Origin of the sequence: Pseudoalteromonas sp. PA2MD11, assembly GCF_017808125.1 — a bacterium.
Lineage (GTDB): Bacteria > Pseudomonadota > Gammaproteobacteria > Enterobacterales > Alteromonadaceae > Pseudoalteromonas > Pseudoalteromonas simplex.
The window spans coordinates 1-2,342 of record NZ_JADKNF010000036.1; the positions used below are offsets into that span (position 1 = coordinate 1).

Consider the following 2,342-nt stretch of genomic DNA (forward strand, 5'->3'; position numbering starts at 1 on the left):
TAACATTTTAGTATTTATGCGACACGCAGTTTGTGTTGCATAATCGCTTGTTGGACTGAGCCGCTACCTGCTCAGTGTGTCAGAGTTGGTGTTGTTTATGCTATGGGAATTTGCTTTTTATGGCTTAAGTGATATCAAGCCAAGGTTACTGGCGTGTCTATCGTATCTAAGCTATCCCTGCATTACTCAGCGTTTATTATGCTTCCATTACACCTAAGTTTGCCTAGATAAGCAACTATATTTTTTGCACGCGCAATGGTTACTAACCTGAGCAGTTAAGCAGGTTAACTCTTTGATTTTATGCAGCAAGCAAGGCTGCTAACTCGTTCGCACTATTTCATTTGTCGCCACATCTAAATTTATCACACCAATAAATCGTAAAATACCCACCTTGCATGACTGGCAAGGCCAATGCGGTATTAATGGTTCTTGCTCTGTTTTTGGGTTCATTGGTTTACATGCGGTGGATACATGAGCCCTTATTTGGGCTAACTTTCGCTTGCGACACGCATTAGCTAAAAAGCCGTAGTGGCGAATGCGCATAAACCCTTTAGGCAATACATGTTGTAAGTAGCGCCGTAAAAACTCATCACAACTCAGTGTCATGACTTTATCGCGGTTGTTATCTGCGTAGTCGCGATATTTAAAGCTCACTGTTTCTTCAGTCGCTGACACTAATCGCGATTCTGACATCACGCCTTTTCGGGTATAACGCGCAAGGTAACTAACTAGCTTTTCACTGTACGTTAAACACGCTTTGCTATACACGCACCATTTTGCTGGCGTGTTTATCTTCATGAATGAACTATCACACTCATTGAGCGCCGCCAGCATTTTTCCTCTAAAAACCGTCGATAGCGCTTTTACGGGGTATAAATAGCCTTTTTCTATCTCATTCCATTGAATATTATCTAGCGTACCCGCTGGGATTAAACAATGTAAGTGAATGTGCTGACTTAAGTTTTGTCCCCAAGTATGCAAGACGCTAGTCATTCCTAATTGACCATGTCCTTTTCGGTTGGCAAATTTATTCAGGGTTTGCCATGCTGCTTTGAATAAACATTGATATAAGGCACTTGGGTTATAGTGAGCAATAACATTAAGTTCATGAGGAAGCGTAAAAACAAGGTGGAAATAGCGGCACTGTAATAAGCTTTCTTGCTCCTTTTGTATCCACCTTGCCGTTGCCATTCCTTGACACCGTGGACAATGACGATCTCGACAACTACACCCAATCAGCTGTGACTCACCACAGCTATCACATTGCCATGCTTGGTAACCGAGCTGACCTGTTCTGCATGATTGAAGGTGCAGACAGACACGCAGTTGTTGATAGCTCATCGTATGATGTTGCCGATAATGCTCAAGATTTGAGTTTAAAATATCAGCGAGATGCAAAGCGCTCATTGTTTACTCCAGCTCGCAAGCAAATCAATGCCGCCATGCCCTAACTCAGGTAACCAGTGTAAGTAACTTTGTGTCGTTTTAATATCACTATGACCAAGCTGATGTTGCAATTGATGAAGTGGCATTCCTGATTCAAGTTGATGTGTTGCATAAGCATGGCGTAAGGCATGTGGATTGCAGTGTTTTAAGCCACACATTTGTGCATGTTTCCTCAGTGCTTTCCTAAAACTAGATGGTGACATCGGCCTATCCATTAACCATCGCGAGTAAAACATCCAACCCGTTGGGTGATACATTTTCCAGTAACAACGTAATTGATTTAGTACGCTATCTGAAACTACAACATAACGCGATTTATCTCCTTTACCTTGCTCAATCAATATAGTTTTTCTCTTCCCATCAATATCTTGCACTTTAATATGTAGCAGCTCACCAATGCGTAAGCCACAACCATAACAAACCACTATTAACGTTTTTAATCGCATATCCGTACAGTTTTCTATCAGCCGTATCATATCATTACGTGTTAAATAGGTAGGTGCGCGCGACTTCGCCTTTGGCAATGCAATATCTAAGTTCAATGGCCGGTGTAAAATATTCTTAAACAAGAACCAAATGCTGTTTATCTGTATTTTTTGGCTTGATCTAGAAAGTTTACGAATAGCAGGGTCGTTGAAAAAAGCATTAAGCTCATCATCAGTGATTAAATCAAGTGGTTTATTAAAATAATGACTGAGTTTTAGTAAATGCTCACAGTAGCTTTTACATGTACTTTGTGAATAACCACGATAGGCTATTTCAGTTTTGACTTGTTCTATGAGTGTATTCATGACTTACCTCCAAGTTATGGGATAACCCCAAGGTAAGTGTGGCTCAAATGATCAGAATAGGATCTCCGCGTAGCGGCTTAGTTCAACATGTTTATAGCGAGCTAA

2 protein-coding genes are annotated in these 2,342 nt (G+C 40.9%); both read right to left on the reverse strand.

The features are described from left to right. Nucleotides 1-318: 318 nt before the first annotated feature. Complete coding sequence (locus ISP07_RS20380) at nucleotides 319-1,407, reverse strand: IS91 family transposase (protein ID WP_209328714.1); 1,089 nt, start codon at nucleotides 1,405-1,407, stop codon at nucleotides 319-321. Continuing rightward, complete coding sequence (locus ISP07_RS20385) at nucleotides 1,404-2,237, reverse strand: tyrosine-type recombinase/integrase (protein ID WP_209328715.1); 834 nt, start codon at nucleotides 2,235-2,237, stop codon at nucleotides 1,404-1,406. The genes ISP07_RS20380 and ISP07_RS20385 overlap by 4 nt, the downstream gene beginning before the upstream one ends. Nucleotides 2,238-2,342 lie beyond the last annotated feature (105 nt).

Excerpts from the sequence above, each read along its gene's own strand:
- ISP07_RS20380 (WP_209328714.1), bottom strand. The coding sequence starts at position 1,407 with ATGAGCGCTTTGCATCTCGCTGATATTTTAAACTCAAATCTTGAGCAT.
- ISP07_RS20385 (WP_209328715.1), bottom strand. The coding sequence starts at position 2,237 with ATGAATACACTCATAGAACAAGTCAAAACTGAAATAGCCTATCGTGGT.